Consider the following 8,271-nt stretch of genomic DNA (forward strand, 5'->3'; position numbering starts at 1 on the left):
GGCGGAGAATTAAACCACAACCACCCGCGGCAATGGCACACGGCACGCGTCACGCCCTCCACTGGGCGGCAAACCGCGCTATATTCAGCCCCATCATGAACGCTTCGCTCGACCCCCGCTCGCAGATCCTCCTCAAGACGCTCATCGAGCGCTACATCGTCGAAGGCCAACCGGTCGGCTCGCGCGCCCTGTCGCGCCATTCGGGGCTCGAGCTGTCGCCGGCGACGGTGCGCAACGTGATGAGCGACCTCGAGGAGATGGGCTTCATCGCCAGTCCGCACACCTCCGCCGGACGCATTCCCACGCCGCGCGGCTACCGCTTCTTCGTGGACTCGCTGCTCACCATGCAGCCGCTCGAGCGCGAGCGCATCAGCGAGCTGCGCGGCCAGTTGCAGCCCGACCAGCCGCAGCGCCTGATCAGTTCCGCCTCGCAGCTGCTCTCCCAGCTCACCCACTTTGCCGGCGTGGTGGTGGCCCCGCGCAAGGACGCCGTACGGATCCGCCAGATCGAATTCATCAGCCTGTCGGAAACCCGCATCCTGCTGATCATCGTCACCACCGCCGGCGACGTGCAGAACCGCATCCTGCTCACCCGCCGGGCCTACAAGGGCAGCGAACTGGCAAACGCGGCGGCCTACCTCAACGAGCACTTTGCCGGCCTCGCCTTCGAAGAGATCCGCGGCCGCCTGCAGGACGAGCTGCGCCAGCTGCGCAGCGACATGAGCGAACTGATGACCGCCGCCGTCGAGGCCGGCTCCGCGGCGGCCGAAGAGACCGCCGACAGCTATGTCATCAGCGGCGAGACCAACCTCCTCGACATCGAGGACCTGTCCTCCAACATGGCCCGCCTGCGCGAGCTGTTCAAGCTCTTCGAGCAGAAGACCGGACTCGTCCAGCTCCTCGAGCTGTCCAACCGTGCCGAAGGCGTGCAGATCTTCATCGGCGGCGAATCCGGCCTCGCCCCGCTCGACGGCTGCAGCGTGATCACCGCCCCCTACGAGGTCGACGGCCAGGTGGTCGGCTCGGTCGGCGTCATCGGCCCAACACGAATGGCCTACGACCGCGTCATCCCCATCGTCGACATCACCGCCAGACTGCTCTCCAGCGCGCTCTCCGGACGCGACTGAGCCCTACCACGAGGAACACCGATGGCCCGCTACCGGCCCGAACCCGCCTATACCCATGGCCGCCCTGCGCGCAGCGCGGTGGTACTGGTCAACCTCGGCACCCCTGCCGCCCCCACCGCTGCGGCGCTGCGCCCCTACCTCAAGCAGTTCCTCTCCGACCCGCGGGTCGTCGAAATTCCCCGCCTGCTGTGGTGGCCCATCCTCAACGGCATCATCCTCAACACCCGACCGAAGAAATCGGCTGAGAAATACGCCAGCATCTGGATGCCGGAAGGCTCACCGCTGCAGGTCTACACCGAACGCCAGGCCAAGCTGGTAAAGGGCTGCCTGGGCGGGGAGCCGCCCGGCATCGAGGTGCACTGGGCGATGCGCTACGGCCAGCCGTCCATCCCCCACGTCCTCGAACAGCTGCGTGCCGCCGGGTGCACCCGCATCCTCGTGGTGCCGCTCTACCCGCAATATGCCGCCGCCACCACCGCCAGCGTCATGGACGAAGTCGCGCGCAGCATGCTGACGTGGCGCAACCTGCCCGAAGTGCGCTTCGTGCGCAGCTTCCACGACGACCCCGGCTACATCGCCGCGCTTGCACAGAGCGTGCGCGAGCACTGGATGAAGAACGGCCAGGGCGACAAGCTGGTGATGAGCTTCCACGGCATCCCCAAGCGCTCGCTGACTCTTGGCGACCCCTACCACTGCGAATGCCACAAGACCGGCCGCCTGCTCGCCGAGGCCCTTGAGCTGCCGGCCGAACGCGTGCTGGTGACCTTCCAGTCGCGCTTCGGGCGCGCCGAATGGCTGCAGCCCTACACCCAGCCCACCCTCGAAGCGCTCGCCAGCAAGGGCTTGAAGCGCGTCGACGTGATGTGTCCGGGCTTCGTTGCCGACTGCATCGAGACCCTCGAAGAAATCGCCATGGAATGCCGTACCGCCTTCATCGGCCATGGCGGCCAGCAGTTCGACTACATCCCCTGCCTCAACGACCGCCCCGACTGGATCGCCGCCCTCAGTGCGCTCACCCGCCGCCACCTCGGCCACTGGAGCGAACTGCCCGCCGCCGACCCCGTAGCCCTGCAGGACAGCGCCCGCCGTGCCCGTGAGATGGGAGCCGACTGCTGAATCTTGCCTCCCGCTTCCTGAGCGACTCGATCGCCGCACCCGCCCTCAGGCCACTGCCGTCTGTCGCTGCGGCACCGAGGCCATGACGATATTGGCGTCGGTGCCGGCATAGACCCGCCGGTAGCGCAGATATCCGGCGCCGAGTTGGAAGGGTTCCCGCCCACTCTTCTGCGTCGGCAAGCTGCCGTCGCGCCGCCACGCCTCCAGTTCCTGACGCTCGTTCTCGTCCAGCGGGCGTGTCCCTGCCCCGAAGATCCTGATCCCCGGGTGCCCTGCGGCGCGGGCGCGGCGTTGATAGTCCTCCAGCGCTGCCTTCTGCCGCCTGGGATGGCGTGGATCGTCCTCGGGCAGGTTGCGTGGCACATGGGCCTGCCAGCTACTGACCAGTTCGCGCCCTTCGAGGTCGAGCATGCGCCGGCGCTGCCTGGCCTCCCAGATATGGTCGTCTTCCCCGAGGGGCTTGAACCAGGCGCGCGAGTCATGCACCCAGTCGTCGAACAGTTGCACCACCGCCGGGGCGAGGTGGGCCGGATCGTTCCAACTGCGCTCCAGGCGCCGCCACTCGGCATGGCGGCCGGGCTCGATGCCGCGCTTGTACACCACCTCGGGCACGCGCGTAACGATCTTGACCGCCGTCACCTGTGGTACGTCAAAGATGTTAGGAGCGGGCATCAGCAGCGGCGCGGCAAGCAAGCGGGCCTCTTCACCGAGCTCGCGGTTCGCCTCCAGAAGATCGGTGCGGTCCTGCGCCGTGGCGCGCTGCACACTGGCCACTCTGGCCATCGCATCGAGCCGCAGCCGGCGCCAGCGCACGTACAGGCGGTACTGCTCGTCGATGATGTCGGCCAGGCGCCCGGACTTGACCCTGCATTCGGCAAGGTAGGCATTGAAGGTAGCAATGGTTGACGGCGCCACCGCCATCGCCGCCTCCGCCTCGCCGACCACCCCTTCACCGCCCCCCCCTTCGCCGGCCACCCCTCCGCCCTTGACATTGAGCGGCACATTGGCCAGACGCGCCTCGCGGTACATGTGTGCCAGCGGAAGGCGCGACAGCAGGTCCGCCCCCTGCGGATCTGTGCCGCGGCCCTGCTCGGTGGGGCGGTAACCGCCGCCGACGTCAGAGTGTACGCCCGGATAGACCACCTCGAGATGACGTGCGTCGAGCACGCCGCCCACCGAGATCGAGTCGAGCGGAAAGGAACGCCGCACCTCATGGGCAGCCACCAGATGCACGCAGCGCCGGACCTCCGCGGGGATGCGCAGGTTGCGCTCGGCATCGGCCCATTCCATGTGGCCATCCGCAATCAGCGTGGAATTGGCCAGCCCCACCGAGGCGACGGTGTCGAACAGCCCGAGGAAGTCGAAATCAACCGTCAGCCCCCCCAGTGTGGCGCTACCGGAGGCCGCCCGGCACATGTCCAGAAACCAGTTCGCGAACACCCGTGCCTGCGCCGCACCGCGTGAGAAACCGAACACCGACAGGCGGATGCCGTGCTCATGCGGCAGCGGACGCCGCGGCCGCACCGCATCGATCCTGCGCCCCAGCTCGGCACACAGGTCGCCCAGCACCCGGTTGCGCTCATTGTCGATGGCCCGACGCTTGGACATCCAGTGCTGAAGTACGGCCCCCGACGGCGACAACGCCAAGCGCCATAACGGAATGTTGGCGGAAGTGAGGTCGTTGGAGAGTCTCGTGATTTCCCGGTCTGAGAGAAACTCTGAAAAGACGAAATATCGGTGCAATTGATCCATTACCGTCAGCAGTGCCCAGACGATGCGAGCCTCCCCTTTCTCTGCGAAGGCCAGGCCGCGCCGTCGGTCTGTTTCCCCCCAGACCAGATCGTCTCCCTCTCCGCTATCACCTATGGCATCGAAGCGGGTGCCAACTCCAGGAGCGTAGATCCTCACGAATCCACCCTGCCGTCGATCAGGGAATGCGTCGTGCAACCGTGCTATGTTGCTTTGGCTGTATTCGGGCTTATCTCGGTCGCGGTTGTTGTTCGTACCATCAAAAAACACGCCAACAAACAGCTCTCGACCGCAATCACTATTTCGTTCTGCCCGCTCTGCGAGCACGCGCAAATACCTCTGGCGATTTAGGCCATCAAAATCAAGTGGCTGGAAAGACGAGAGTTCGGGTATGTGAGCGCTCATTCCAACCAGTCCACCGTGGGTTCTACCTTGCGCCCCGGCCAGCGGGGATGCCCCGGCTCGTAGCTTGTCGACAGCAGCTCAAACTCGTATTCCGAGTGAAAGATTAGATACAAATGCCCCACTCCATCCGGATAGACTGGGAGTTCTACGACCTCTAACACCTCTCGGCCTTTTTCCCAGTTTCCAAACCGATAGCTGACGTTCATCTTGATACCGGGTCGCCAGCGAGCAGGAATTGGCACGCAGCACATGACTCCACCGCCACCTGCTCGCGGCCCCACGTCATAGCTGGCACCTTGCCCAGGATTGGGATACTTGCTGTTGCGTACAGAGGAGTACACAGATTCGTCGGTGTAGTTGATTAAGCTCAAGGTTCCAGATATCAGTTGATCTGGCTCGGGACTATCCCGCAGCTCCCAGCGATAGCTCCCGTAGGCCATCACGGCTGCCAATGCAACGGTCACGGCGAGCGCCGGCAGCAGACCATTGCGGTGTCTTGCAGGTGTTTGGTTCATCTCAGGCCACGTTCAGAAAGAGCTTCGGACAGGGCTTTCGCAGCCCATTCGCTGTACGCGGCGAGGCCGTCGCGTCCCTGCGTACGGCACTCCCGGATCGCTGTTGCACAGAAGCGAAGCAGCATCTCTTCCACGGCATCTTCACGCAACTCGGGATAGGACTGGCGCAGCAACTCCGCCACACGGTCAGGAATGGGCAAATCAACAAGCTGCTCCCATTGCCAGGCTTCGATCACGAAAGGAGGTGGCTCGATGTCGGCTCCTGGCAGTGGCAAGGCAATCGCACAGGGGAGTCCATCACGATGGCGGAAGGCCCAACATTCAAAGGGCGTTAGCAGGCTCGCAATCTGCGCCGGACGGAGGATCGGGTCGGTAACCAGGGCATTGATCGGGCGCGCGCTGCCGGCCAGCGCCGCAAGGACAAAGGGATCCCAGATCGCCAGCCCCCAGGTGGTTCCGTCGGCTTCGCTGACGTACAGGTGGGCACGCATGTGTTCGCCCAACTCTTGTACACCCACGGAACTGTGGAGTACCGAGGCAGCTCTCGGGTGCGCGGGAGGGTTGAGCAAGGAGGTGACGAAGAGGTCGGGCGGCCCCGGCGGCAACTCCACTAGCAGTGGGGAACGCGCAAAAAGCGTGGTCCCCGGCTTAGCCCCGGTAAGACTGAACCAAGCTTCGTCTGGACGACGGCTGACCCAGTGGTCGAGCCGCGGTTCGCGAGCACCATCGATCAGCAACAGCGCAGGGCGACCAGGTGCGGGGGGGCAGCCGCAGGCTGCAGTGATGAAGCTGGCCGGGGTGTGAAAATCCACACAAGCAGGACTTGTCATGTTCATGTTGTCCTTACCAAAGCGCTGCCGGACTCTGCTCGGCTGAGCAGGCACTCCTCACACAGATGCCGTGGAAACTGCGGCAGCGCGTAGCCCATCCGCGTGGGACCGCTGAAGCTCTTCTTTGCGGCATGGATGGTGAGGGTGCCTGGGCAGCGCACGGTGATGCTGCCGTCGAGGGTGATGCTGGCGCCGCCATCGACGGCGATGACGATGCGTTTGGCGGCGGCGAAGTCGATGTGTTCGGCGAGGCTGGCCAGATCGAGGGTGTCGCGCGCCTGCAGGGCAAAGGTGCTGCTGTGGGCGGCCAGATCGATGTCGTCGTGGGCGGCGATCAGGGCCAGGCCGGTGTTGCCTTCGCCGGGGGCGATGGCGCCGGCCACCAGGCCGATCGCCTGGCCGGCGTGGATGCGCGCGCGCCCGCCGATGGCGAGGTTGGTGTGCGCGCCGCTGGTCCAGCTGAGGGTGTCGCCGTTGGCCAGCTGCAGGGCCTGGCCGGCGACCAGGCCGAGCCCGGCACGGGCGGCGGTGGCGATGAGGGGGTCGGCCAGGTGGGGGACGCGCGGGGCGCCGACGGTGGTGGTGCGTGCGCCGGCGTCGCTGCGTGCGGCCGCGGCGGCGGTGGCGTCGACCATGCCGCGGGCGGCGATGTGCTGGGCTTCGAGGGGGGCGGCGGCGTCGTTGAGGCGGCTGCCGGCGGCGGCGGTGGAGCCGCGCGCGGCGGCCAGATCGACGCTGCGGTGGTGGCGGGCGGCGCGCGCGAGGGTGTCGGTGAGCGTGCGCGACTGTTCGATGAGGGCGATGCCGGGGGCGAAGTCGCCGGCGGGCTGGGCCGCATCGGCGCCCGGCGCGGGGGCGGGCCAGGTGCTCAGCACCATGCCCTGGGCGGCGCGGCTGCTGCCCCAGTGGTCGGTGCGCAGTTCGATGCCGGCGCCCCGGAAGCTGCCGCGGTAGTTGTCGGCCTGGTGGATGAGGTGGCCGAGGTTCAGGGCGCTGGCGGCCTGGGTGCTGTGCAGCTGGATGCGCAGCTGGGCGTTGCTGTCGTCGAAGACGAGCTGGTTGTAGCCCGTGCCGCCGAACTCCTTGCTCTTGAAGCCGGACAGTGCGCCGGGGTGGCGGTGGCCGGCGGCGGCACCGCCGTGCCAGGCGGGGGCGTGGCCGCCGGCGTGGTTGCCCTGGGCGGCCGGGCGCAGGTCGGTGGCCTGCTCGAACAGGGTGCTGGCCTGCGCGCGCAGGTGGGCGCCGCCGGGGGTGGGGGGCGTGCCGCCTTCGCCCTGGCCGTTGTAGAGCACGCCGTGGACGTAGGGGCGGTCGATGTCGCCGTCGATGAAGTCGACGAGGACTTCCTGGCCGATGCGCGGCAGCCATTGCCAGCCCATGCGCGGGCCGGCCTGGCGGCTGAGCACGCGCATCCAGCAGCTCAGGCGGTCGTCGGGGTGTTCGCCCTGTTGCCACAGGAAGCGTACGCGGATGCGCCCGAGGGCGTCGCACCACAGCTCGTCGCTGCCGTCGGGGTGTTGTTCGCCGTGGGGGCCGACGACGATGGCGTTCATCGGTCCGGGGGCGGTGGGACGGGGGTTGAGGCGGGTGCCGTTGTCGTCGTGCTGGCGGGGGCGCCAGGGGCGCTCGGTGGGGTGGGCGGTGAAGTGGTTGGCGTAGCCGCGCGCGAGGGCCAGGGCGATGAGGGCGGCCGGGGGGGCGATGGCGCGTGCCGGTTGTGCGGCGGGGGTGCTGTGGGCGGCGGTGGTGTGGGGCAGGCGGGGGGCGGGACGGCGCAGCGGGGTGTCGGGGTTGCTGGGGTCGTGGGGGCCGGCGCGGGGCTTGGCGCAGTAGGGGTCGAGGAAGGGGTCGTCGAGATCGGCGCAGGGGTCGTCGTCGAAGGCGTCGTCGTCGCCGGGGGGCTGGAATTGTTCGAAGGCGGTGCAGTAGGCGGGCTGGGCGAGGCGCTCGGCGAGGGTGTCGAGGTGGGCGGCGGTGAGGTTGTTGATGCCCAGGTGGGTGATGCGGGCGACGGTGAGCGGGAGGCCGGCGGCCGGGGCCGGGGCGGGGGCGTCGGTGATGCGCAGGCGGCGCCCGGCGCGCAGGCTGCGTACGGTGCTGCGGGCGCGGTAGGTGGTGCGGCGCACTTCGTGGGCCTGCATGGTGTGGGTGAGGTAGCGCTGGGCTTCGGCGGCGCTGGCCCAGGCGTAGAGGCCGGGGCTGTCGTAGCTGTCGAGTTCGGGCAGCGCGGGGCCGCCGGGGGGGCTGTCGGTGGGCACTTGGGCGGCGATGGCGGCCTTGCGGCGGTAGTCGTGGCTGAGCGCCGACAGGCGCGTCGGGTGGGCGCGTTGTTCGCAGCTCAGCGCCAGCACGGCGTCCTGCTCTTCCTGGCTGTCGGCGCGGTGGTAGCGGATGCCGGGCCCGCCCAGGGCGCTGGCGCTGGTGTCGTCCTCGGCCAGCGTGGCGCTGTCGGCAAAGAGCAGCAGGCGGTGGCCGGCGGGGGCCTCGGGGTCTTCTTCGAGGCACCAGCCCAGGCCTTCTTCGGTGAGC

At 68.0% G+C, this 8,271-nt stretch carries 7 protein-coding genes; 3 read left to right on the forward strand and 4 right to left on the reverse strand.

Features of this window, described 5'->3' with window-relative positions:
- Window positions 1-95: 95 nt before the first annotated feature.
- A complete protein-coding gene (hrcA, locus tag C8261_RS09680) occupies window positions 96-1,127 on the forward strand; it encodes a heat-inducible transcriptional repressor HrcA (protein WP_107493490.1) in 1,032 nt (343 codons plus the stop codon).
- A gap of 21 nt (window positions 1,128-1,148) precedes the next feature.
- Window positions 1,149-2,243: a ferrochelatase gene (gene hemH, locus C8261_RS09685; RefSeq protein ID WP_107493491.1), complete on the forward strand. Its 1,095-nt coding sequence runs from the start codon at window positions 1,149-1,151 to the stop codon at window positions 2,241-2,243.
- A gap of 45 nt (window positions 2,244-2,288) precedes the next feature.
- Here the strand turns inward: hemH and C8261_RS09690 are convergent, their stop codons facing one another.
- Entirely contained in the window at window positions 2,289-3,851 is a 1,563-nt protein-coding gene (locus C8261_RS09690; RefSeq protein WP_328588070.1) for a T6SS phospholipase effector Tle1-like catalytic domain-containing protein, read from the reverse strand.
- Between the two features lie 129 nt (window positions 3,852-3,980).
- Between C8261_RS09690 and C8261_RS17825 the strand changes: the two genes are divergently transcribed.
- Window positions 3,981-4,343, forward strand: coding sequence for a hypothetical protein (locus C8261_RS17825; RefSeq protein WP_328588071.1), 363 nt, complete (start codon window positions 3,981-3,983; stop codon window positions 4,341-4,343).
- A gap of 50 nt (window positions 4,344-4,393) precedes the next feature.
- On the opposite strand, the gene C8261_RS09695 is transcribed toward C8261_RS17825, so the two are convergent.
- From C8261_RS09695 to C8261_RS09705, 3 genes are all read right to left on the reverse strand, one after another.
- Window positions 4,394-4,912, reverse strand: coding sequence for a DUF3304 domain-containing protein (locus tag C8261_RS09695; protein ID WP_107493493.1), 519 nt, complete (start codon window positions 4,910-4,912; stop codon window positions 4,394-4,396).
- The gene (locus C8261_RS09700; RefSeq protein ID WP_107493494.1) at window positions 4,909-5,748 is read right to left on the reverse strand and encodes a DUF4123 domain-containing protein; all 840 of its coding nucleotides are present in this window, start codon (window positions 5,746-5,748) and stop codon (window positions 4,909-4,911) included. The genes C8261_RS09695 and C8261_RS09700 overlap by 4 nt, the downstream gene beginning before the upstream one ends.
- Window positions 5,745-8,271: type VI secretion system Vgr family protein (locus tag C8261_RS09705; RefSeq protein ID WP_235864885.1), on the reverse strand; the 2,527-nt coding region annotated here is incomplete at its 5' end. The genes C8261_RS09705 and C8261_RS09700, both read right to left, overlap by 4 nt.

This window comes from Pseudothauera lacus, assembly GCF_003034845.1.
Taxonomy (GTDB): Bacteria; Pseudomonadota; Gammaproteobacteria; order Burkholderiales; family Rhodocyclaceae; genus Pseudothauera; species Pseudothauera lacus.